The organism is Aeromicrobium erythreum (genome assembly GCF_001509405.1).
Classification (GTDB): Bacteria; Actinomycetota; Actinomycetes; order Propionibacteriales; family Nocardioidaceae; genus Aeromicrobium; species Aeromicrobium erythreum.
Genome location: NZ_CP011502.1, coordinates 2,840,651 through 2,861,314 on the forward strand (window position 1 = coordinate 2,840,651; position 20,664 = coordinate 2,861,314).

At 71.3% G+C, this 20,664-nt stretch carries 24 protein-coding genes; 7 read left to right on the forward strand and 17 right to left on the reverse strand.

The genetic code is table 11. From position 1 onward, the window contains the following. Positions 1-162 precede the first annotated feature (162 nt). Both Aeryth_RS13455 and Aeryth_RS13460 read left to right on the forward strand, forming a co-directional pair. On the forward strand, positions 163-660 hold the full coding sequence (locus Aeryth_RS13455; RefSeq protein ID WP_067859715.1) for a TadE/TadG family type IV pilus assembly protein: 498 nt from the start codon (positions 163-165) through the stop codon (positions 658-660). Beyond that, positions 657-2,234, forward strand: a complete 1,578-nt coding sequence (locus Aeryth_RS13460) for a pilus assembly protein TadG-related protein (protein ID WP_067859717.1) — start codon at positions 657-659, stop codon at positions 2,232-2,234. The genes Aeryth_RS13455 and Aeryth_RS13460 overlap by 4 nt, the downstream gene beginning before the upstream one ends. Positions 2,235-2,241: 7 nt before the next feature. On the opposite strand, the gene Aeryth_RS13465 is transcribed toward Aeryth_RS13460, so the two are convergent. Further along, on the reverse strand, positions 2,242-3,525 hold the full coding sequence (locus Aeryth_RS13465) for a purple acid phosphatase family protein (RefSeq protein ID WP_067859720.1): 1,284 nt from the start codon (positions 3,523-3,525) through the stop codon (positions 2,242-2,244). A 29-nt stretch (positions 3,526-3,554) separates the two neighbouring features. Between Aeryth_RS13465 and truA the strand changes: the two genes are divergently transcribed. The 3 genes from truA to Aeryth_RS13480 are packed head-to-tail and all read left to right on the forward strand — an operon-like array spanning position 3,555 to position 5,841. Beyond that, entirely contained in the window at positions 3,555-4,376 is an 822-nt protein-coding gene (gene truA, locus Aeryth_RS13470; protein ID WP_067859724.1) for a tRNA pseudouridine(38-40) synthase TruA, read from the forward strand. Between the two features lie 9 nt (positions 4,377-4,385). Continuing rightward, positions 4,386-5,207, forward strand: coding sequence for an endo alpha-1,4 polygalactosaminidase (locus Aeryth_RS13475; protein WP_067859727.1), 822 nt, complete (start codon positions 4,386-4,388; stop codon positions 5,205-5,207). A gap of 25 nt (positions 5,208-5,232) precedes the next feature. Further along, entirely contained in the window at positions 5,233-5,841 is a 609-nt protein-coding gene (locus tag Aeryth_RS13480; protein ID WP_144433790.1) for a class I SAM-dependent methyltransferase, read from the forward strand. 9 nt (positions 5,842-5,850) lie between these two features. Here Aeryth_RS13480 and Aeryth_RS13485 read toward each other — a convergent pair whose 3' ends face one another. The 9 genes from Aeryth_RS13485 to Aeryth_RS13525 all read right to left on the reverse strand — a co-directional run bounded on the left by Aeryth_RS13485 (position 5,851) and on the right by Aeryth_RS13525 (position 12,609). Further along, on the reverse strand, positions 5,851-7,995 hold the full coding sequence (locus Aeryth_RS13485) for a S8 family serine peptidase (protein WP_144433791.1): 2,145 nt from the start codon (positions 7,993-7,995) through the stop codon (positions 5,851-5,853). A 172-nt stretch (positions 7,996-8,167) separates the two neighbouring features. Further along, on the reverse strand, positions 8,168-8,761 hold the full coding sequence (gene rplQ, locus Aeryth_RS13490; RefSeq protein WP_067859735.1) for a 50S ribosomal protein L17: 594 nt from the start codon (positions 8,759-8,761) through the stop codon (positions 8,168-8,170). A gap of 43 nt (positions 8,762-8,804) precedes the next feature. Further along, entirely contained in the window at positions 8,805-9,815 is a 1,011-nt protein-coding gene (locus Aeryth_RS13495; protein WP_067859737.1) for a DNA-directed RNA polymerase subunit alpha, read from the reverse strand. A gap of 58 nt (positions 9,816-9,873) precedes the next feature. After that, on the reverse strand, positions 9,874-10,482 hold the full coding sequence (gene rpsD, locus Aeryth_RS13500) for a 30S ribosomal protein S4 (RefSeq protein ID WP_067859744.1): 609 nt from the start codon (positions 10,480-10,482) through the stop codon (positions 9,874-9,876). Positions 10,483-10,511: 29 nt separating this feature from the next. Further along, positions 10,512-10,910 (reverse strand): 30S ribosomal protein S11, encoded by a 399-nt coding sequence (rpsK, locus tag Aeryth_RS13505; protein WP_067859747.1) that lies wholly within the window; start codon positions 10,908-10,910, stop codon positions 10,512-10,514. A gap of 5 nt (positions 10,911-10,915) precedes the next feature. Beyond that, entirely contained in the window at positions 10,916-11,284 is a 369-nt protein-coding gene (gene rpsM, locus Aeryth_RS13510) for a 30S ribosomal protein S13 (protein ID WP_067859750.1), read from the reverse strand. 189 nt (positions 11,285-11,473) lie between these two features. Then, the gene (rpmJ, locus tag Aeryth_RS13515) at positions 11,474-11,587 is read right to left on the reverse strand and encodes a 50S ribosomal protein L36 (RefSeq protein WP_008361054.1); all 114 of its coding nucleotides are present in this window, start codon (positions 11,585-11,587) and stop codon (positions 11,474-11,476) included. Positions 11,588-11,669: 82 nt separating this feature from the next. Beyond that, the gene (gene infA / locus Aeryth_RS13520; RefSeq protein ID WP_007078610.1) at positions 11,670-11,891 is read right to left on the reverse strand and encodes a translation initiation factor IF-1; all 222 of its coding nucleotides are present in this window, start codon (positions 11,889-11,891) and stop codon (positions 11,670-11,672) included. Between the two features lie 277 nt (positions 11,892-12,168). Then, positions 12,169-12,609: an Lrp/AsnC family transcriptional regulator gene (locus Aeryth_RS13525; RefSeq protein WP_067859753.1), complete on the reverse strand. Its 441-nt coding sequence runs from the start codon at positions 12,607-12,609 to the stop codon at positions 12,169-12,171. 153 nt (positions 12,610-12,762) lie between these two features. On the opposite strand from Aeryth_RS13525, the gene ddaH reads away from it, so the two are divergent. Continuing rightward, the gene (ddaH, locus tag Aeryth_RS13530; RefSeq protein WP_236749744.1) at positions 12,763-13,650 is read left to right on the forward strand and encodes a dimethylargininase; all 888 of its coding nucleotides are present in this window, start codon (positions 12,763-12,765) and stop codon (positions 13,648-13,650) included. Between the two features lie 36 nt (positions 13,651-13,686). Here ddaH and Aeryth_RS13535 read toward each other — a convergent pair whose 3' ends face one another. Then, complete coding sequence (locus Aeryth_RS13535; protein WP_067859755.1) at positions 13,687-14,334, reverse strand: biliverdin-producing heme oxygenase; 648 nt, start codon at positions 14,332-14,334, stop codon at positions 13,687-13,689. A gap of 203 nt (positions 14,335-14,537) precedes the next feature. Here Aeryth_RS13535 and Aeryth_RS13540 point away from each other — a divergent pair, with 203 nt between their 5' ends. Next, positions 14,538-16,442 carry a CHAP domain-containing protein gene (locus tag Aeryth_RS13540; RefSeq protein ID WP_144433792.1) on the forward strand — a complete coding sequence of 635 codons (1,905 nt, stop codon included), beginning with the start codon at positions 14,538-14,540 and terminating at the stop codon, positions 16,440-16,442. A gap of 10 nt (positions 16,443-16,452) precedes the next feature. Here Aeryth_RS13540 and map read toward each other — a convergent pair whose 3' ends face one another. From map to rpsE, 6 genes are all read right to left on the reverse strand, one after another. Further along, positions 16,453-17,292 carry a type I methionyl aminopeptidase gene (gene map, locus Aeryth_RS13545; protein WP_067859759.1) on the reverse strand — a complete coding sequence of 280 codons (840 nt, stop codon included), beginning with the start codon at positions 17,290-17,292 and terminating at the stop codon, positions 16,453-16,455. A 19-nt stretch (positions 17,293-17,311) separates the two neighbouring features. Further along, positions 17,312-17,878: an adenylate kinase gene (locus Aeryth_RS13550; protein WP_257721379.1), complete on the reverse strand. Its 567-nt coding sequence runs from the start codon at positions 17,876-17,878 to the stop codon at positions 17,312-17,314. After that, positions 17,875-19,179: a preprotein translocase subunit SecY gene (gene secY / locus Aeryth_RS13555; protein WP_067859763.1), complete on the reverse strand. Its 1,305-nt coding sequence runs from the start codon at positions 19,177-19,179 to the stop codon at positions 17,875-17,877. Before secY ends, Aeryth_RS13550 begins: the two co-directional genes overlap by 4 nt. A 212-nt stretch (positions 19,180-19,391) precedes the next feature. Next, positions 19,392-19,832 (reverse strand): 50S ribosomal protein L15, encoded by a 441-nt coding sequence (gene rplO, locus Aeryth_RS13560; protein ID WP_067859765.1) that lies wholly within the window; start codon positions 19,830-19,832, stop codon positions 19,392-19,394. A 1-nt stretch (position 19,833) separates the two neighbouring features. Continuing rightward, complete coding sequence (gene rpmD, locus Aeryth_RS13565) at positions 19,834-20,016, reverse strand: 50S ribosomal protein L30 (protein WP_067859767.1); 183 nt, start codon at positions 20,014-20,016, stop codon at positions 19,834-19,836. After that, positions 20,016-20,639 carry a 30S ribosomal protein S5 gene (rpsE, locus tag Aeryth_RS13570; RefSeq protein ID WP_067859769.1) on the reverse strand — a complete coding sequence of 208 codons (624 nt, stop codon included), beginning with the start codon at positions 20,637-20,639 and terminating at the stop codon, positions 20,016-20,018. The genes rpmD and rpsE overlap by 1 nt, the downstream gene beginning before the upstream one ends. Positions 20,640-20,664: the final 25 nt, after the last annotated feature.

Genomic DNA, 20,664 nt, shown 5'->3' on the forward strand with positions numbered 1-20,664 from the left:
CGCTCGACGGCCCTCTGTCCTGGTTCCACGGACAGGGGGCCGTTTTCGCGCTATGTTGCGGGACGAAAGACCTTTCCGGTGTGGGAGCGCCGGAGGGGAGGGAGCTTTCACGCCGGCTCTGCACACGGCAGAACCGACGGTCACGACTGAGGGAGCATCGTGATGGTCGGACGACGACACCGACGCGTCCAGGGACGCACCACGCACCAGCGCCGCCGTGAGGACGGTGCGGCAGCCGTCGAGTTCGCGCTCGTGCTGCCCATCTTCGTGGCGCTGCTGTTCGGCATCATCAGCTACGGCTGGATGCTGAGCTACCGCCAGGGGATCAGCCAGGCCGCGGCCGAGGGGGCGCGGGTCCTCGCGGTGGCGCCGAGCGGCTCGACGACGTCGCTGTCCGACGCCCGCGCGGCCGTCAACCGATCACTCGGCTCCTACGGCGTCACGTGCACGTCCGCGGGCACGCTCACCCGCGGCAGCGAGGTCGTCGGCACGTGCGTGATCACGCCGTCGATGACCTGCACCGGCTCGACGTCGAAGTGCGCGAAGGTCGCGATCTCCCACCTCTACCGCGACCACCCCCTGCTGCCGTCGTTCCCGGGGCTCGGGGTGGTCCTGCCGTCCAAGGTCTCCTACGAGACGACGGCGGAGATCAACTCGTGACCGGGCGGTGGGCGCGTCTCGCGCTGCGGGGCGACGACCGCCGGCCCTCGCGTCGGCGCGACGAGCGCGGCTCGATCCTGCCGCTGACCATCCTCACGATGACGATCCTGCTGGGCTTCACGGCGTTCGCGGCCGACCTCGGCCTCCAGCGGGTGGCGGTCCGCGACATGCAGTCGGTCGCCGATGTCGTCGCGCTCGACGCCGCCCGCAAGCTGCCCACCTGTGACGCCACGACGCTGACGACCGCCGCGAACGCGAGCCTGGCCCGCCAGAACCGTCGCATCGGCCGGACCTCGCCGCTCGTGGTGACGCCGGGCCACCTCGACACGACGACGAAGACGTTCGTGGCGGGTGCGGCGAACGGCGTCTGCGACGCGGTGAAGGTCGAGTCCAGCACCACGGTCGACTTCGCCTTCGCACCGGTCATCGGTCGCAGCTCGGGCAGCGCGGCACGCAGTGCTGTCGGCGCCCGCGCCCAGCCCGCCGTCTGCTTCTCCGCGGGCACCAAGTCGCTCGTGCTCAACTCCTCGCAGAGCGCCCTGAGTCCACTGCTCGACCGCATCCTGCGGGTGAACCTGGGTCTCGTCGGCTACTCCGGTCTCGTCGACCTCAAGACCCTCTCCGTCCGGCTGGGCGACGTGGCCGCCGAGCTGGGCATCGGCACGACGCAGCAGCTCGCGACCGCGACCGTGACGCTGCGCCAGCTGATGGTCGCGACCGCGACCGTCCTGCAGCGCCAGGGCAGCACGGCACAGGCGACCCTGCTGAACACCCTCAGCGGCCAGGTGGGCGCACTGAACGTCAATCTCGGGCGCTTCCTGTCGGTGGGCACCGGTGGGGAGTCCGGCCTGGACGCCCAGCTGAACGCCCTCGACCTCATCGGCACCGCCGCCGTCTCCGCCGCGGTCGCGAACGGCAAGAACGCGGTCGCGATCGGCACCGACCTCGGCGTGCCGCTCGACCTGGTCACCGCCAACACGCAGCTGACGATCATCGAGCCGCCGGTCATCGCCTGCGGCGGGGTCGGGGCGCAGGCACGCACCGCCCAGGTCCGGCTCGACGTCAGGACCGGGGTGAGCGTCCTCGGGATCGCCGGCATCGGCAACATCTCGCTGGGCGTGCAGGTCGGCAAGGGAACCGCCACGCTGACCAGCGTCACGTGCGCGTCCAGTGGCGTGCAGGCCTCCACGACCGTGCGCGGCGACACCTCGCTCGCGACGCTCAGCGGGCCGGGCGGCACGGGCAGCGCCACGGTCACCCCGCTGTCGCTGCTGGGCATCCCCCTCGCGGGCGTCGTGCGGATCACCGGGACCGTGGGCGCGAAGTCCACCACGCAGCAGTTCCCCTATCCCCCGGCCCCGGACCTCACCCAGATCTACGGCGGCGGCGAGCGGATCATCCTGAGCAGCGTCGACAGCACCACGAACTCCGTGCTCGACGGCATCAACAAGCTCACCGGCACGCTGGACCTGCTCGTCCAACCCCTGCTGAAGATGCTCGGCATCCAGCTCGGGATCATGGAGGTCCGGATGCTGGGCACGCCGTCGTGCTCGGCCACCCGCCTGGCCGGCTGAGCACGGCTCAGCGGCGGGTGACGGTCTTCGTCCCCTCGGCGTCCTTGCGGACGGTGACGTCGTCGAGCACCGTCCCGGGTCGCAGCCGCGGCTGGGGCGCGTACCCGTGGGCGGCGACGACCGCGCGGTAGTGCAGCGCGTCGGGCCCGACGTCGACGACCTGGTAGGTGCTCACCTGCTTGGCCCAGCGCGTGCGCGTGGCTCCTCGGCGCGTCCAGTCCTCGCCCGAGATCTGGTAGTACTTCGGCCCGGAGTCCGAGACCGCGAAGACGGTGCCGTCCGGGTCGCCGTGGTAGCCGCTGGTGTAGACGTGGTCGTGCCCGTTGAGGAAGAGGTCGACGTCGTGCTTCTCGACCACCGGCAGGATCGTCGAGTACACCTCGGTGTTCGTGCGGTAGACCCGCGACGCGAACGGCCCCGCGTGCATGAGCACGACGCTCCACCGGTTCGGGTTGTCGGCGAGCCGCTCGTCGAGGAAGCGGGCCTGGGCCTCGAGGTCCGTGCCGAAGGAGTCGAGCACCACGAAGCGCACGCCCTGCTGGTCGAAGCTGTACCAGGTCGGCTGCTGGCCCTCGACGTCGTTCGACGGGTCGGTGAAGTAGGTGCGGAAGCCCTCGGCGCCGCCCGAGCGGCAGCCGCGCACGAGGATGCACCGCTCGTGGTTGCCGATCGAGACCGCGAGGTTGCGGCTGGTGCGCACGGGGGCGAGGGCCTTCATCAGGTCGACCCACTCACCGTGGCGCCACGGCTCGTTGACGACGTCGCCGGCGTGCAGGACGAGGTTGGCCTCCGGGTGCTCGTCGACGGCCTCGCGCACGATCCGCGCGGGGACGTCGGCGTTGTCGACCTGGGTGTCGCCGAGGGCGAGGAACGTCCACGGGGCGTCGTCGTCGCGGGGCGTGCGGAACGTGTACGGACCGGCCGTGCCCCCGGCGTTCTCGACGCGGTAGCGGTAGCGCGTGCCGGGCTGCAGCCCGCGCAGGGTGGCCGTGTAGGCCGGCAGCGCCGAGCCGCTGTCGCGCACGCTCGTCGCCGCCTTGCGGGTCGCGGCGGCGCGGACCTCGGGGCCGCCCCCGACGGGACGGGCGACCACCCGTTGGTCGTCGAACGCCTCGCGCGAGCGCCAGGTGACGGTCTGCGACGTCGCGGGGTCGGGGGTCGGGTTGAGGACGACGAACGTCGGCGTCGTCCCCGTGCCCCTCTCCGCAGGAGCGGTCTCCTGCGGGGTGCTCGGGGAGCATCCCGCGAGGACGAGGGCTGCACAGGTGGAGGCCACGAGTCCGCGCTTCACGGGACCAGCGTAGGGACTACCGTGTCGGGGTGCGCCTGCGACTCGACCTCTCCTACGAGGGGGCCGGCTTCCGGGGCTGGGCGACGCAGCCCGGGCTGCGCAGCGTGCAGGAGACCGTCGAGCAGGCCGTCGCCACCGTGCTGCGCCTGGAGGAGCGGCCCGGCCTGACCTGCGCCGGCCGCACCGACGCGGGCGTGCACGCCCGCGGCCAGGTGGCGCACGTCGACCTCGACGTCGACGTCGACCCCGAGGTGCTGGCCCGGCGGCTGCGCCGGCTGCTGCCCGACGACGTCGTCGTCCACCGGGTCCGCCGCGCGCCCGAGGGGTTCGACGCACGCTTCGCCGCGCTGGAGCGACGCTACGCGTACCGGATCCAGGACGACCCGGCCCGTGTCGACCCGCTGCACCGCGGCATGGTGGTCGCCTGGCCGCGGGCGCTCGACGTGGGGGCGATGTCCGCAGCAGGTGGTCTGCTCGTGGGCGAGCACGACTTCGCGGCGTTCTGCCGGCGACGCGAGGGCGCGACGACCATCCGCACGCTGCTCGAGCTGAGCACGGTCCGCTCCCCCGACGACGGGCTGCTCGTGACCACGGTGCGGGCCGACGCCTTCTGCCACTCCATGGTGCGGGCGCTCATGGGCGCGCTCGTCGCGGTCGGCGAGGGACGGCACCCCGCGTCGTGGGCGCGGGAGGTCCTGCTGGCCGGTGCCCGCGACCCCCGCGTCAAGGTGATGCCGGCGCACGGGCTGGTGCTGGAGGAGGTCGTGTACCCCGACGACGCCGGGCTCGCCGCCAGGGTCGGCGAGGCGCGACGACGCCGTGACGAGGGGCCCGGCACACCCACGCCGTAGCCTGGGACGGTGACGTCCCGTGCGCGCGCCCTGCGGCTCTGCCTGTTGCTCGTCGCTGCCGTCCTGGTCGCGTCGGCGTGCTCCGCGGCCGCCGACCAGGCGCCGCCCGAGGTGCGGCCGTTCCCGGCCGATGCCGTCGCCGACTACCAGCTGGGCGGTGCCTACCGACCGGCCGACGACGTCACCGTGGTCGTCCGCGACCGGACGGCTCCGGTCGACCCGGACCGGTACTCGGTCTGCTACGTCAACGCCTTCCAGACGCAGCCGGGCGACCTGGGCTGGTGGAAGAAGCACCACCCCACGCTGCTGCTGCGCGAGGGCGGACGGCTGGTGCGCGATCCCGGCTGGCCCGACGAGGTGCTGCTGGACCAGCGCACCGCGGCACGTCGGGCAGCCATCGTCGCGGTGGTCGCCCGCTGGTTCCGAGCCTGTGCCCGCGACGGCTACGCAGCGGTCGAGCCCGACAATCTCGACGCGTGGACGCGGTCGAAGGGCCTGCTGACACGCCGCCAGACGGAGGCGACGGCACGCGCCCTCGTGCGCGCTGCGCACGACGCCGGGCTGGCGATCGCCCAGAAGAACACCCCCGACCTGGACGGCCGGGCGCTCGGCTTCGACTTCGCCGTGGCCGAGGAGTGCGAGGTGTACCGCGAGTGCGCCGCCTACACCGACGTGTACGGCTCGGCCGTCGTGGAGGTCGAGTACACCGACAACGGCCGCCGGGCCTACGCCCGTGCCTGCAGCGAGCGCGCGGGCGAGCACCCCATCCAGCTGCGCGACCGCGACGTGCTGCCGCGTGGTGCCCGTGGGCACGTCTCGCGACACTGCTGAGCCGATCCCCGGGGCCGCTGGGAGGATGGTGCGCGTGAGCGGCCACTACTTCGACGACCGTCCCGACGGACCCGACCAGCGCCGCACCGTCGCGGTCGAGGCCTGGGGGCATCGGCTCACTTGCACCACGAGCACGGGCGTGTTCTCCGGCGACCACCTCGACCACGCCACGCGGATCCTGCTGGAGTCCGCCGACCCGCCGACGGGCACGGTCCTCGACCTCGGGTCCGGCTGGGGCCCGATCGCGTGCGCCGTCGCGGCGGCGTCGCCTTCGGCGCGGGTGTGGGCGGTCGACGTGAACGAGCGGGCCCGCGAGCTCACCCGGCTCAACGCCGACGCGCTGGCGGCGGACGACGGGGCGCGCGTCCACGTCGCCGCACCGGACGACGTGCCCGGCGACCTGAGGTTCGACGCGATCTGGTCGAACCCGCCGATCCGCATCGGCAAGGACGCCCTGCACGCGCTGCTGCTGCACTGGCTCGACCGGCTCGCCGACGACGGCCACGCCCGGCTGGTCGTGGGCAGGAACCTGGGTGCCGACAGCCTGCAGCGCTGGCTGGTCGGCCAGGGCTGGCCGACCGAGCGCACGGCCAGCAGCAAGGGGTTCCGCGTGCTGACCGTGCGCCGGGGCTGAGGACCCGACCTACTTCGAGGTGATCGTCCGGGCGCGCGACGAGCCCTTGAGCAGCGAGCTGCCCGCGTAGACGGCCTTGATGGTGTGCCGGCCCTTCGAGAGCCGCGGCAGCAGCACCGTCGCCCGGCCGCGCGAGAGGGTCACGGTGGTCACGCGGCGGCGGCCGTCGTAGACCTGCACGGTGCCCGTCGCGCCCACGGGGCCGGAGACCCGCACCTTCAGCGTCGCGCGCTTGGTCCGCGAGACCGACGTCCCGAGCGCCGTGGAGGTGGTGCTGGTCGACTTGCCCACGGTGGGCGTGCCGACGATCGTGTCGCCCTGGCCGGGCACCGTGACCCTGACGGCCAGCGAACGGCCCAGCGCCGAGTTCGGCACGGTGAAGGTCCGGCCCCGGCCCAGGACCTGCGTGGGATCGCCCATGAACCACTCGTAGGCGACGTCGCTGCGGCTGGTCTGCCAGCCCTCGAAGGAGACCGTCCGCCCGACGGTGGCGGTGCCACCGGTCCGGGGCGCGAACCGCTCGAGGTTCAGCATCCCGGTGCCGCAGCGCGACGTCGTGCAGTTCAGGTCGAACAGCCGGTAGTTCTTCCGCCCGTCGCTGACCACGACCGACGCGAACCGCTTGTCGCGGGCCGGGAAGGGGCTGACGGACCGCTTGAGCGTCTCCTCGACCTTGGCGGGCGACGTCGCGCCCTGGGAGTACAGCAGCGCCGCAGCCGCAGCGACGTGGGGAGCCGCCATGCTGGTGCCCTCGTACTGGCGGGAGACGTACCCGGTGTTCGGGCGGGTCGTGGCGGTGATCAGGCTGGACCAGATGCCGCCGTGGCCCCGGCCGTCGCTCTCGTCGCTCCGCGCGTCCATGATCGTGTCGCCACCCGGTGCCGAGAGGTCGACGGTGGAGCCGGCCTGGGAGTAGTACGACCGGTGCCCGGTGCGGCTGGTCGCGCCGACCGAGACCACGCCGGGGCACGCCGCCGGGACCGAGAGGTTGGCGCTGACGTTCTTGGTGAAGCTGTCGTTGCCCGCCGCCGCAACCACGGTGGCGCCCCGCGACCGCGCGAACGCCAGCGGCTTCGCGTAGGCCTTGCAGGCCTGCCGCCGCTGCGCGTCCGTGCGCATCGTGCTGCCGAGCGACATGTTCAGCACCTTCGCCGGCGTCGGGTTCACGGGCGTGCCCGCGAACTCCTTGTCCTCCACCGTGCCGAGGTCGGCCCCGGCCGCCCAGTAGATGCCGTGCATGATGCCCCAGGTGTCGCCCCCGCAGTGGCCGAGGACGCGCACGGGCTGCACCCGGACGCCAGGCGCGACGCCGGCGGTGCCGCGTCCGTTGTCCGCTCTGGCCGCGACGATCCCGGCCACGTGGGTGCCGTGCCACGAGCTGGCGTAGCTCGTGCCCTTCGGCGCGCCGCACTTCCTCGCCCAGGACGCGTCCATCCAGTCACCCGGGTCGGACGGGTCGGGGTCGAGCGCGTCGCCGTCGTCGGCGTTGGTGAAGGTCCCGCGCGTGTGGCACGTCTGCGCTCCCGTCGGGCAGACGTACTCGTCGGTCACCAGGTCGTAGCCGGGGACCAGCTGCCCCGCGAGGTCGGCATGGTTCGCCACGATGCCGGTGTCGAGCACGGCGACGACGGTGTCGCTGCTGCCGCGCGTGGTCTGCCAGAACGACGGGGCGCGCACGCTGTAACCACCCCTGGACCGGGAGCGGTCCCAGAGGTTGTGCTGGTCGACGAAGTACGGGTCGTCGGTCGAGACGGGCGGTGTGGAGAAGGCCTGCACCCGGTAGTTCGGTGTCGCGAACGCGACGTCGCCGCGCTGCTCGATCGCGTCGGCGACCGCGCTGGCCGTGCCACCCTCGAGCGCTCCGTCGAGCTCCACGAGCGACAGGCCTGCGGCGCCGTCGACCGTGTCGCGCACCTCGACGTCGGACGGGAGCGCGTCGGCGACCGCAGCCTCGACCTTCTCCTGCGACGCCGTGCTCTGCACGATGATGCCCACGGCCTCGGGCTCGGCCGACGGCTCCTGAGCCTCGGCCAGCGCGGCTGCGGCCACCGGCGCCGGGCTGGTCGGCGTGGTCGAGGCGGCCACCGCCGTGGCGGGGAGCAGTGCTGCGAGCACCGCTCCGGTGGCGAGCATGACGACTCCGGACCTGACCACGACGACTCCTCGGTGCAGACGACGAGCGCCCCCGAGTGACACGCCCGGCCCGACCCTATCGGCAGCCGAGCGCTCACCCGACCAGTATCGGGAATCTCGTCCCGTTCCCCGTACGTACGCACGAGGGCCCCCACCGCAGGTGCGGTGGGGGCCCTCGTGACGGGACCTGGGGTCAGGCCTTCGTGTTGTCCTCGTCGGTCGCACCCTCGACGGCCTCGGCAGCTGCCTCGACCTCGGTCTCGGTAGCCGGCTCGGTCTCGGCCTCCGTGGCGGGCGCACCCGCGACGACGTCGGTCTCGACCTCGGCGGAGTCGTCGGCCGCGTTCACCGCGGGCGTCTCCTCGGCCGTCGGCTCCTCGACCGGAGCAGCGCTGCTCGTCGCCGGAGCGGTCGCCTGCGCCGTGAAGGACTTCTCCTCGACGATCTCGATGACGGCCATGGGGGCGTTGTCACCCTTGCGCGGACCGATCTTCGTGATGCGCGTGTATCCGCCGGGACGGCTCGCCATGGCGGGACCGATCTCGGTGAACAGCGTGTGCAGGACGCTCTTGTCACGCACGACCTTGACGACCTGGCGGCGGTTCGCCACCGTGTCGGTCTTGGCCTTCGTGATGAGCTGCTCGGCGTAGGGCCGCAGACGGCGGGCCTTGGCCTCGGTGGTGGTGATGCGGCCGTGCTCGAACAGCGCCGTCGCGAGGTTCGCCAGGATCAGGCGCTGGTGCGACGGGCTGCCGCCGAGGCGGGCTCCCTTGGTGGGCGTGGGCATGTGTCTGTCTCCAGGTCAGTAATACGGTCGATGAGCGAGCAGCTCAGTACTGCTCGTCCTCGGCGAAGCTGGCGTCGTCGTCGTAGGAGTCGAGGACGGCCGACGGGTCGAAACCGGCCGGGCTGTCCTTGAGGGCCAGGCCCATCTCGGCCAGCTTGGCCTTGACCTCGTCGATCGACTTCGAGCCGAAGTTGCGGATGTCGAGCAGGTCCTGCTCCGAGCGCGTGATGAGCTCACCCACGGAGTGGATGCCCTCGCGCTTGAGGCAGTTGTACGAGCGGACCGTGAAGTTGAGCTCCTCGATCGGCAGGGCGAGGTCGGCGGCGAGCTGCTCGTCGACCGGCGACGGGCCGATGTCGATGCCCTCGGCCTCGACGTTGAGCTCACGGGCCAGGCCGAAGAGCTCGACAAGGGTCGAACCGGCCGACGCGATCGCGTCGCGCGGCAGGATCGAGGACTTCGTCTCGACGTCGATGATCAGCTTGTCGAAGTCGGTGCGCTGCTCGACTCGGGTGGCCTCGACCTTGTACGTGACCTTGAGGACCGGGCTGTAGATCGAATCGACCGGCATGCGCCCGATCTCCTCGTCGCCGGTCTTGTTCTGCACCGCCGAGACGTAGCCGCGGCCGCGCTCGACGACGAGCTCGATCTCCAGGCTGCCCTTCTCGTTCAGCGTGGCGATGTGCAGGTCCTTGTTGTAGACCTCGACGCCCGCGGGGGCCTCGATGTCGCCGGCCGTGGCGACGCCGGGGCCCTGCGCGCGCAGGTACATGACGAACGGCTCGTCGTGCTCGGAGGAGACGACGAGGTTCTTCAGGTTGAGGATGATCTCGGTGACGTCCTCGGTCACGCCGGGGACGGTCGAGAACTCGTGCTGGATGCCGTCGATCTTGATCGACGTGACCGACGCGCCCGGGATGGAGCTGAGGAGCGTGCGGCGCAGCGAGTTGCCGAGGGTGTACCCGAAGCCGGGCTCGAGGGGCTCGATGACGAACCGCGAACGGTTGTCGGCGACGACCTCTTCGGTCAGGACGGGGCGCTGTGCGATGAGCATGGAACTTCCTTTCCGGCTCTCCCGCTATTTGAAGAGCCGGCTCGGTGGAACAGGTCGATCAGATCTTGGAGTAGTACTCCACGATCAGCTGCTCCTGGATGGGGACGGTGATCTGCTCGCGGACCGGGCGCTGGTGCACCAGGATGCGGCCGCGGTCGGCGTCGACGTCGATCCAGCCGGGAACGGTGTCCCGGTCGTGGGTCTCGCGCGCGACGATGAACGGCGTCGACTCCAGGCTCTTCTGCTTGACATCGATGATGTCGTGCTTGCTGATCTGGAAGGACGGGATGTTCGTCTTCACGCCGTTGACGACGAAGTGACCGTGCGTCACGAGCTGACGCGCGTGGCGGCGCGTGCGGGCGAGGCCGGCACGGTAGACCACGTTGTCGAGACGGCTCTCGAGCAGGATGAGCAGGTTGTCACCCGTCTTGCCCGGCTTGCGGTGAGCGGTCTCGTAGTACTTGCGGAACTGCTTCTCGAGGACGCCGTAGGTGTAGCGCGCCTTCTGCTTCTCCTGCAGCTGGGTGCGGTACTCCGACTCCTTGATGCGGGCACGACCGTGCATGCCCGGGGGGTACGGACGACGCTCGAACGCGGCGTCGCCACCGACGAGGTCGACGCCGAGGCGGCGCGACTTCTTGGTGAGAGGTCCGGTGTAACGGGCCATGATTCAGACTCCTGAGTTCTTCGCGTCCGTCACAGACGACGGTGCTTGGGCGGGCGGCAGCCGTTGTGCGGGCTGGGGGTGACGTCGGAGATGGTGCCGACCTCGATGCCGACGCCGCTCAGCGACCGGATCGCCGTCTCGCGACCCGAGCCCGGGCCCTTCACGAAGACGTCGACCTTCTTCATCCCGTGCTCCATCGCCTGGCGACCGGCGGCCTCGGCCGCCATGCCCGCCGCGAAGGGCGTGGACTTGCGCGAGCCCTTGAAGCCGACGGTTCCGCCGGAGGCCCACGCGATCACGGCGCCCGAGGGGTCCGTGATCGTCACGTGCGTGTTGTTGAACGTGCTCTTGATGTGGGCCTGGCCCTGAACGACGTTCTTCTTCTCCTTGCGGCGCACCTTCTTGGCGCCGGTGTTCTTCGGAGGCATCTAGATCACTTCTTCTTTCCGGCGACGGTGCGCTTCGGACCCTTGCGGGTGCGCGCGTTGGTCTTCGTGCGCTGGCCGCGGACGGGCAGGTGCGCACGGTGGCGACGGCCCTGGTACGAACCGATCTCCATCTTGCGACGGATGTCGGCCGTGACCTCACGGCGCAGGTCGCCCTCGACCTGGTAGTTGGCCTCGATGTGGTCACGCAGCGCGACGAGGTGGTCGTCGGTCAGCTCGTGGACCCGCAGGTCGGGGCTGATGCCGGTGGCGGCGAGGGTGTCGGTGGCGCGGGTGCGCCCGACGCCGAAGATGTAGGTGAGTGCGATCTCGATGCGCTTGTCGCGCGGGAGATCGACTCCGACGAGGCGTGCCATGGTGGCAGTTCCTTCCGGTACGGCAGAGGTGTCGTCACCTGAGGCGCCCCAGCTGCCTCCAGGACCCGTTCCTTGGGGGTCCTGAGCCGGGCCCCGGCCTCTGCGCCGGGGGTGACCCGCCGCCGGTCCTGTCTCCAGGGGGCGTCGGGAGCCGTCAGATGTTCAGTGGGTCGCGGTGAAGAAGTGCGATCAGCCCTGGCGCTGCTTGTGCCGGGGGTTCTCGCAGATCACCATGACGCGGCCGTGGCGACGGATCACCTTGCACTTGTCACAGATCTTCTTCACGCTCGGGTTGACCTTCATCGAGAAGCTCTCTCTTCTTCAGTCTGAACGTGTTCGGTGTGCAGTTGTGGCGTGCTCGACGGTGTCGTTCCCGACGTGTCGATCACTTGTAGCGGTAGACGATCCGTCCACGGCTGAGGTCGTACGGCGACAGCTCCACCACGACCCGGTCCTCGGGGAGGATGCGGATGTAGTGCTGGCGCATCTTGCCGCTGATGTGCGCCAGGACCTTGTGACCGTTGGCCAGCTCGACCCGGAACATCGCGTTCGGGAGTGCCTCGACGACAGCACCCTCCATCTCGATGACGCCTTCTTTTTTCGCCATGGACCTCAGCTTCTCGGTTGATCGTCAGGGACGGCCCGGGCACGCGCGAGGACCCGCGACTCCGAGGAGCCGCTTCCGACGAGGGGTGAACCACGAGGGCAGGGGTCGATGCGCCCGACATAGGCCGACAGGGAAGTCTACGTCGGTCGGGGCACTCGTTTCAAATCGAGGGTCGGCGGGCGCTGGCACCGCACCGCCGACGCGCGTGAGGATGGGCCGATGAGGCTGGAGAACAACGTCGGCGCGCTCGGCGTCCGGCCGCCGACGTGAGCGGCGATCAGCCGGTGTAGCGGTCGATGAGGCGCGACAGCACGATCGCGGTATCGGTGTGGTCGACGTTGTCGACCTCGGTGCGCACCCGCTCGAGCGCCCGCTCCAGGTCGCGCACGTCGCGCGCGACGATCCGCAGGATCGCGTCGGCCTGGCCCGACACGGTGGCGGCCGCGTGGATCTCGGGGATCCTCGCGAACGCGGACCCGAGGGCCTCGGGCGTGATCGTGCCGCGACAGTGGACCTCCACGTAGGCCTCGACGGCCCAGCCCATGAGGTCGGGGTCGACGACCGCGGTGAAGCCCTTCACGACACCGTCGGCGACGAGCCGGTCGACCCGACGCTTGACCGCCGGGGCCGACAGGCCGACGTCGGCGGCGATCCGGGCGTAGCCGGCCCGGCCGTCGCGCACGAGGTGGTCGATGATCCGGCGGTCGACGTCGTCCATGGACCCATGGTGCAACGAATCGCCGCCCCTGGCCCCAGAACGTCAGGTTCCTGCGCAAGGACGCGCAGTTTCGAACTCTCGGATCACCAGAGCGGCGAACTACGATGGATTCGTTGCGTCGCAGGGGTGACGCCACTGATCCAGGAGGTCACCGTGACCGTGCTCGAGACCCGTCCCGCCACCCACGTCCCGGCGAGTCCCTCACCCGCGCGCCAGGTCACCCGGACCGCCCGGACCCGCACGTACCTCATGTGCGCACCGACCCACTTCGAGGTCACCTACGCGATCAACGCGTGGATGCGGCCGGGGGTCGCCGTCGACCGCCGGCGCGCGCTCGTCCAGTGGGAGGTGCTGCGCCAGACATACAGCGCGCTGGGCCACCGGGTGCACGTGCTCGACGGGGTGCCCGGCCTGCCCGACATGGTGTTCGCCGCCAACGGCGCGACGGTCGTCGGTGGGCGCGCGTACGGCGCTCGGTTCCGTCACCCCGAGCGGGCCGCCGAGGCCGTCGAGCACGCCGCCTGGCTCCGGGGGCAGGGCGTCGCCGTCGCCGACCCCACGCAGACCAACGAGGGCGAGGGCGACTTCCTCGTGCTCGGCTCGATGATCCTGGCGGGCACGGGCTTCCGGACGAGCCTGCACGCGCACGTCGAGGCGGCCCGCGTGCTCGACCGTCCGGTCGTCAGCCTGCAGCTCGTCGACCCTCGCTTCTACCACCTCGACACCGCCCTGGCCGTGCTCGACGACGGCAACGGCGACGCCCCGGCCGACATCGCCTACCTGCCGTCGGCGTTCTCCGAGCACAGCCGTCGCACGCTGCGCGAGCTGTTCCCGGACGCGGTCGAGTGCACCGAGGAGGACGCCCTCGTGCTCGGGCTCAACGCGGTGAGCGACGGACGCCACGTCGTCGTCCCCGTGCAGGCGCGCACCCTCGCTCGCCAGCTCGAGGAGCGCGGCTACGTGCCGGTCCCCGTCGACGTGAGCGAGCTGCTGAAGGCCGGCGGCAGCGTCAAGTGCTGCACGCAGGAGCACCACTCCTGAGCCCAGGACGCGGGACGCCTCGCGCCAGGCGGCCCGTCAGAGGCGGTACGTGTCGAGGTCCGCGGACAGCTCGGCGAACAGCGCCTCGTTGAGCCCGAAGACGAGGCGCACCTCGGCGAGGACGTCGAGCCGCTCCTGCGCAGTGAGGTCGAGAGCGTCGAGGCGCTGGCGGTACGCGTCCTTGTACGGCTTCGGCTTCGGCACGTCGGCGAACGCGTAGAAGGCGAGCCCGTCGTGGTCGAGGTCGAAGGTCCGCCCCAGCACCCGACCGATCGCGCGACCGCCGGAGAGGTCGCCCAGGTACCGCGTGTAGTGGTGCGCCACGTACCGCGCGGGGTGGTCACGGGTGGTCTCGATCCGCGCCACGTAGGCGTCGGTCGCCGGCGTCGCCGCGTGGCCGGTCCCCCAGTGCGCGACGTCGTCGAGGATCGCCGACGACCGCTCCAGGGCGGGGTCGAGCACGGCGTCGACCACCGGGTGCCCGGCGAGCGCCCGCCCGGCGGCCTCGAGCGCCGCGTACACCCGCTGCAGCCGTGCCAGGTAGTCCGCGTACCCGCGGGGCGACACGCGGCCGGCGAGCAGCTCGCTCATGAAGGCCGAGCCCTCCGCGGACTCGTGCTCACGTCGGGAGCCGTCGCGCAGCAGGCGCGACAACGAGGAGGTGTCCGGCTCGATGATCGTCATGTCTGCCTCTCGTCCACCCCGACCGTACGGGTCGGCCGACCCGTGCTTGAAGCATAGGCTAGGCAACCCTAAGCAGTCCATGGGGGTCCCCGGCGTGGGCGAGCACCCTCTCACCGCCTGCGCGACCGTCCGCGAGGTCCTGACAGCGACCACTTCCGTCACACAGGTCCCACGCGCCCCCGAAATCCCGTACGCTGCTCGGCGTGTCGCGTTCCCGGGTGCTCTCAGCGCTGCTATCTTCCCTCGCCGCCGTCCTGGTGGCCGGGACGCTGGCCGCTGCGCCCACCGCGCAGGCCGCCTCGACCCTGCTGTGCTCGGGCTACGCGAACTGCCTGCGCGCCGGGTACGACCACCACGGCTACGAGCAGAACCAGCGCACGAGCTACTGGAACATGTACGGCGGCACGAACTGCACGAACTACGTCGCGTACCGCCTCGTCACCACCAACGGCATGCCGAACCGGCGTCCGGCCTCCGGCGTCGGCAACGCCCGCGACTGGGGCACGACGATGGCCTCCATCACCGACGCGACGCCCGCGGTCGGCTCCGTCGCCTGGTGGGGCCGCACCGGCAACCACGTCGCGTACGTCGAGCGGGTCGCCTCCCCCACCGAGATCATCGTCTCGGAGTCGAACTGGGGTCGCGACTTCGACCACCGGCGGATCACGAAGTCCGGGTCCGGCTGGCCGGACGGCTTCATCCACTTCGCCGACCCCGACGTCACCCCCCGCTTCACCTCGGCCCCGAGACCCACGTTCGCCGGCGCCGAGAAGGTCGGCAGCCTGCTGACGGCGCGAGCCGGCTCCTGGTCGCCGACGGCCACCCTGACCTACCAGTGGGTCGCCGACGGCACGCCGATCCGCGGGGCCACCGCGTCGACCTACCGGCTGACCGCGGCCGAGCGCGGCCGCAAGGTCCACGTCGTCGTCACCGGGCGGCGCGCCGGGTACCCCGCGACGCCCTCGACCTCGGCCCGCACGTCCAAGCCGATCGCGGCGGGCGACTTCGGCACGACCGCACGACCGACGCTGACGGGCACGGAGCGCGTGGGCGCCCAGCTGGTCGCGTCCGCTCCCGCCTGGAAGCCTGCGGCCACGCTCGACTACCAGTGGTACGCCGACGACGAGATCATCCCCGGGGCCACGAGCAGCACCCTGCCGCTCGACGCCGGCCTGCTCGGGCAGCGCATCGGCGTGGTCGCCACGGGCTCGCGTCCGGGCTACAACACGCAGGTGCTGGAGTCCGCCTCCGTGACCGACCCGGTCGCCCCGGGCGTCTTCGACCTCGCGCCGGCACCGGTCGTCGCGGGCACGTCCGCGGTAGGGTCGGTCCTCACCGCGAGCACGGCGGCGTGGTCGCCGACGGCCACGCTCGCCTACCAGTGGTTCTCCGACGACACCCCGATCGCCGGCGCCACGACGGCGCGCTACACCGTGACCCCGGACGATCGAGGGCACCGTCTGCACGTCGTCGTCACCGGCTCGCGCACCGCCTACACGACCACGCAGGTCGCGTCCCAGCCCACCGACGCCGTCGCGCCCGGGCAGTTCAGCACGACGGCGCAGCCCGTGCTGTCCGGTCCGGCCCAGGTGGGCACCACGCTGCAGGTCCGGACCGACGCCTGGTCGCCGGTCGCCACCTTCACCTACCAGTGGTTCGCCGACGGCCGCCCGATCCCCGGCGCCACCGGCACCAGCTACCGCCTGACGTCCGCGGACCGCGGCAAGCGCATCCGCGTGGCGGTCACGGGCACGCGCGACGGCTACGTCACCCGCACGCTGTCGTCGAGCCGGACCACCCCGCCCGTCCAGGCGGCACCGGTGGCGTTCAGGACGGTGCACCGGCCAGTGCTCTCCGGGGCGGCCCAGGTGGGTGCGGTGCTGCGAGCGAGCACCCCGGCGTGGTCCCCCGTGGCCACCTTCAGCTACCGCTGGTACGCCAACGGCCGACTCATCGCCGGCGCGACCGGGAGTGCCTACCGCCCGGTGGCCGCCGACCGCGGCAAGCGCATCCACGTGACGGTCACGGGCAGCCGCAGCGGCTACGTCGCCCGCACGATCGCCTCGACCCGCACGACCGCGCCGGTCGTCGCCGCGCCGCGTCGCTGAACCGCGACGGCTACGACGCGTCGTCGCCCGCGTAGGGCACACCGAGCTCGGCGAGCCGCGCACGCCCGCCGTCGAGCGCCGTCAGCACCCATGCGCCGTCGGCGGTCCAGGTGACCGTGTGCTCCCAGTGGGCGGCCCAGGACCCGTCGTCGGACACGACCGTCCAGTGGTCGTCGAGGGTGCGGGTGTCGGCCGAGCCGAGCGTGACCATCGGCTCGACGGCCAGGACGAGACCGGGCACGATGCGCGGACCCTTGCCGGCTCGCCCGACGTTCGGCACGTCGGGCGCCTGGTGCATGGCCGTGCCGATGCCGTGCCCCGTGTAGCCGTCGGCGATGCCGTAGTCACCGGCCGAGCGCACGCTGCGCTCGATCGCGTGGCTCACGTCGCCGACGCGTCGGCCCACGCCGCCCGCGGCGATGCCGGCCCAGAGCGCCCGCTCGGTGTTGTCGACGAGCTGCTGCACCTCGGGGGCGACCTCGCCGACGGTGACGGTCACGGCGGAGTCGCCGTGCCATCCGTCGACGATCGCGCCGCAGTCGATCGAGACCACGTCGCCCTCGCGCAGGACCCGCGACCCGGGGATGCCGTGCACGACCTCGTCGTTGACCGACGCACAGATGACGCCGGGGAAGCCCGGCACGCCGGGCTCGGCGCCGTAGTGCAGGAAGTTCGACGTCGCGCCGTGTGCGCGGATGGTGTCGTGCGCGACGGCGTCGAGCTCGGCCGTCGTCACCCCGGGTGCGACGGTCTCGCGGACCGCCTCGAGCGCGTGCGCGACGACGAGTCCGGCGCGGCGCATGAGCGCCACCTGCTCGGGCGTCTTGATCTCGATGCCGCGACCGAACACGGTCTCCCCCGGCCTCGGGTCAGAGGCCGAGTGCGGCGTCGATGCGCGCCTCGACCTCGTCGACCGTGCCCATGCCGTCGACCTCACGCAGCAGGCCACGCTCGCGGTACACCGGCAGCAAGGGCGCCGTCTCTGCGATGTAGACCTCCTGGCGGTGCCGGATGACGTCCTCGGTGTCGTCGGCGCGCCCGCTGGTCTCGGCCCGCTTCAGCAGCCGGGCGATCAGCTCCTCGTGGTCGACCGTCAGCACGAGCACGTGGTCGAGCTCGGAGCCGAGGTCGGCGAGGATCCGGTCGAGGGTCGAGACCTGCTCGAGCGTGCGTGGGTACCCGTCGAGGATGAAGGACTCGCGTGCGTCGTCCTGGGCGAGGCGGTCCTGCACCATGGCGTTCGTGACCTCGTCGGGCACGTACTCCCCCGCGTCCATGTAGCGCTGCGCGGTCCGGCCGAGCTCGGTCTGCTGCTGCACGTTCGCCCGGAAGATGTCGCCGGTCGAGACGTGCGCGCCCTGGATCCGCTGCGCCAGCGTCGCCGCCTGGGTGCCCTTGCCGGCACCGGGCGGACCCATGATGAGGAGACGAGTCACCGCAGGAACCCTTCGTAGTTGCGCTGCTGGAGCTGGCTCTCGATCTGCTTCACCGTGTCGAGGCCGACGCCCACGATGATGAGGATCGAGGTGCCGCCGAACGGGAAGTTCTGGCTGGCGCCGAGCAGCGCCACGGCCACCATCGGGATCAGGGCGATGAAGCCCAGGTACACCGCGCCCGGTGCCGTGATGCGGCTCAGGACGTACGCCAGGTAGTCCTGCGTCGGACGGCCGGCACGGATGCCGGGGATGAAGCCGCCGTACTTGCGCATGTTGTCGGCGACCTCCTCCGGGTTGAAGGTGATCGCCACGTAGAAGTAGGCGAAGAACACGATCAGCGCGAAGTAGGTGATCATGTAGTACGGGTGGTCACCACGCACGAAGTGGTCGGTGATGAACACCGCGCCCGGTCCGTCGGGTCGGAACTGCGCGTACAGCGCCGGCAGGTACAGCAGGCTCGAGGCGAAGATGACCGGGATGATGCCGGCCTGGTTCACCTTCAGCGGGATGTAGGTCGAGGAGCCGCCGAACATCCGACGCCCGACCATGCGCTTCGCGTACTGGACCGGGATCCGACGCTGCGCCTGCTCGATGAGGATGACGGCCGCGACGATCACGAGACCGACGAGCACCACGACGGAGAACGTCGCCCAGCCCTTCTGCTCCTTGATCAGCCACATGGCGCCGGGGAACGTCGCGACGACCTGCGTGAAGATCAGGATCGACATGCCGTTGCCGACGCCGCGGTCGGTCACGAGCTCGCCGAGCCACATGATGACGGCGGTGCCCGCGACCATGGTGAGGACGATCAGCAGGAAGGCCGGGATGCTGTCGGGGCGGTAGAGCAGCTGGCCGCAGTCGACGCCACCGAACAGCTGGCCGCTGCGCGCGAGCGCCACGATGCCCGTGGCCTGCAGGACGGCGAGGCCGAGCGTCAGGTAGCGGGTGTACTGCGTGATCTTCGCCTGGCCGGACTGGCCCTCCTTCTTGAGGGCCTCCAGCCGCGGGATGACGACGACGAGCAGCTGCAGGATGATGCTCGCGGTGATGTAGGGCATGATGCCCAGCGCGAACACGGTCAGCTGCAGGAGCGCGCCGCCGGAGAAGACGTTGATGAGCGCGAAGAGGCTGCTGTTCTCGCCCTGCGAGGCAAGGTCGACGCAGCGCTGCACGTTGCTCACGTTGATGCCGGGGGCCGGCAGGGTCGAGCCGAACCGGAACAGCACGATCACGGCGAGCACGAACAGCAGCTTGCGTCGAAGGTCAGGCGTCTTGAACGCGTTGACGAAGGCGCTGAGCACCGGGTGTCCTCCTCGATCGTGGGCCCCTGGCGGGACCTCGGCGACTCTAACAGTCAGTTCTCGCAGATCGGCCGTTGCCCGGTCGTTGCACCCCACGCGTGGGGCGGGCGCCCGGGACGGGCCGCGGCCTGCGAGGGCCGGACGACGAACGACGGCGAGGTCCGGTGGCCGCTAGGGCCACGAACCTCGCCGTCGTCTCGTCAGAGCGTCATTCAGAGCTCGGTCGCGCTGCCGCCGGCGGCCTCGATCTTGCTGCGGGCCGAGCCGGAGAACTTGTGGGCGGTCACCTGGACGGCCACGGAGAGGTCACCCTCGCCGAGCACCTTGACCAGCTGGCCCTTGCGGACCGCGCCCTTCGCGACCAGCGCGTCGACGTCGATGGCGCCACCCTCGGGGAAGAGGGTGCCGATGCGCTCGACGTTGACGACCTGGTACTCCTCGCGGAAGGGGTTCTTGAACCCCTTCAGCTTCGGCAGACGCATGTGGAGCGGGATCTGTCCACCCTCGAAGCCGGCGGACACCTGGTAGCGGGCCTTGGTGCCCTTGGTGCCGCGACCGGCGGTCTTGCCCTTGGAGCCCTCACCGCGACCCACGCGGGTCTTGGCGGTCTTGGCGCCGGGGGCGGGGCGCAGGTGGTGAAGCTTCAGCGCCATGTCAGTCAACCTCCTTGACGGCCACGAGGTGCGGGATGGTGTTCGCCATGCCGCGGATCTCGGGGCGGTCCTCCTTGACGACGACGTCGCCGATGCGCTTCAGACCCAGCGACCGCAGCGTGTGGTGCTGGTTCTGCGGGCGACCGATCGCCGAACGAACCTGGGTGATCTCGAGGCGCGCCATCAGACACCGACCTCGGCGGGCGCGTTCTGCGCCTCCTTGATGCCCTCGGCCTGAGCCTTGAGCAGGGCCGACGGGGCGACGTCCTCGACCGCGAGGCCACGACGCTGCGCGACCGCGTCGGGCGACTCCAGGCCCTTGAGGGCCTCCACCGTCGCGTGGACGATGTTGATGGAGTTCGACGAGCCGAGCGACTTGCTCAGGACGTCGTGGACACCGGCGGCCTCGAGCACTGCACGCACCGGGCCACCGGCGATGACGCCGGTACCGGGCGACGCAGGACGCAGGAAGACGACACCGGCCGCCTTCTCGCCCTGCACCGGGTGCGGGATGGTGCCCTGGATGCGCGGGACGCGGAAGAAGTTCTTCTTCGCCTCCTCGACACCCTTGGAGATCGCCGTGGGGACCTCCTTGGCCTTGCCGTAGCCGACACCGACCTGGCCGTCACCGTCGCCGACGATCACGAGGGCGGTGAAGCTGAAGCGACGACCACCCTTCACGACCTTGGCGACACGGTTGATCGTGACGACCTTCTCGATGTAGTTGGACTTGTCGCCGCCGCGGTCGCCTCGACCACCGCGACGGTCTCCGCCTCCGCGGCGGTTACCACTCTGCTGGGCGCTCATGCGGCACTCCCCATGTCGTAGTTGT

Bases quoted from the DNA above. Each gene is read 5' to 3' on its own strand.
- rpmJ (WP_008361054.1), bottom strand. From the start codon at position 11,587: ATGAAGGTCAACCCGAGCGTGAAGAAGATCTGTGACAAGTGCAAGGTG.
- Aeryth_RS13525 (WP_067859753.1), bottom strand. From the start codon at position 12,609: ATGGACGACGTCGACCGCCGGATCATCGACCACCTCGTGCGCGACGGC.
- rplQ (WP_067859735.1), bottom strand. From the start codon at position 8,761: ATGCCCACGCCCACCAAGGGAGCCCGCCTCGGCGGCAGCCCGTCGCAC.
- rpsM (WP_067859750.1), bottom strand. From the start codon at position 11,284: ATGGCACGCCTCGTCGGAGTCGATCTCCCGCGCGACAAGCGCATCGAG.
- Aeryth_RS13455 (WP_067859715.1), top strand. From the start codon at position 163: ATGGTCGGACGACGACACCGACGCGTCCAGGGACGCACCACGCACCAG.
- infA (WP_007078610.1), bottom strand. From the start codon at position 11,891: ATGGCGAAAAAAGAAGGCGTCATCGAGATGGAGGGTGCTGTCGTCGAG.
- Aeryth_RS13495 (WP_067859737.1), bottom strand. From the start codon at position 9,815: ATGCTCATCGCACAGCGCCCCGTCCTGACCGAAGAGGTCGTCGCCGAC.
- rpsK (WP_067859747.1), bottom strand. From the start codon at position 10,910: ATGCCTCCGAAGAACACCGGCGCCAAGAAGGTGCGCCGCAAGGAGAAG.
- rpsE (WP_067859769.1), bottom strand. From the start codon at position 20,639: ATGAGCGCCCAGCAGAGTGGTAACCGCCGCGGAGGCGGAGACCGTCGC.
- rpsD (WP_067859744.1), bottom strand. From the start codon at position 10,482: ATGGCCCGTTACACCGGACCTCTCACCAAGAAGTCGCGCCGCCTCGGC.
- rplO (WP_067859765.1), bottom strand. From the start codon at position 19,832: ATGGCGCTGAAGCTTCACCACCTGCGCCCCGCCCCCGGCGCCAAGACC.
- Aeryth_RS13480 (WP_144433790.1), top strand. From the start codon at position 5,233: ATGGTGCGCGTGAGCGGCCACTACTTCGACGACCGTCCCGACGGACCC.
- Aeryth_RS13535 (WP_067859755.1), bottom strand. From the start codon at position 14,334: ATGACGATCATCGAGCCGGACACCTCCTCGTTGTCGCGCCTGCTGCGC.
- rpmD (WP_067859767.1), bottom strand. From the start codon at position 20,016: ATGGCGCGCCTCGAGATCACCCAGGTTCGTTCGGCGATCGGTCGCCCG.